Here is a 501-nt window from a genome sequence, read left to right on the forward strand (position 1 = left end):
ACCGTGACGGAGGCGGTGGACCTGGACGTCGACGCGGGCCGGTTCGCCGACGCGCGGGCGGCGATCACGCTTGACGTGCGGTTCGCGGAGCGCTACCTGCGGGCGGTCGAGGCGCTGCTGGAGGAGCGGCGGCCACCGGCCTGCTGGCGTCCGCTGTTCCAGTTCCGCCGCCATCCCGGGGTGCGCCCGTTGCAGTTCGCGCTGGCGGGCATCAACGCGCACGTCGGCCACGATCTCGCGCTCGCCGTCGTGGACGCCTGTCGTGCGCTCGGCTGCGCCCCCGTCGATCTGGAGGACGAGTTCGACCGGGTGGGCGACCTCCTCGTCTCGCTGGAGGAGCGCATCCGCGAGGATCTGATGCCGGGCCCCGACCTGCTCCAGATCGCCGATCCGCTGACCCACCTGCTGGGCGCGTGGAGTCTGGACCGCGCCCGGGACGCCGCCTGGACGGCGGCCCGGGCCCTGTGGGTGCTGCGCCGTCTGCCGGACGTCGCCCAGGAG

Annotated in this window: 1 protein-coding gene; it reads left to right on the forward strand. The window is 74.5% G+C overall.

Annotated features, from left to right (window positions below; translation table 11 throughout):
• Positions 1 to 501: DUF5995 family protein (locus KDL01_RS41795; protein WP_212534252.1), on the forward strand; the 501-nt coding region annotated here is incomplete at both ends.

It is taken from the genome of Actinospica durhamensis (assembly GCF_018139695.1).
Taxonomy (GTDB): domain Bacteria; phylum Actinomycetota; class Actinomycetes; order Streptomycetales; family Catenulisporaceae; genus Actinospica; species Actinospica durhamensis.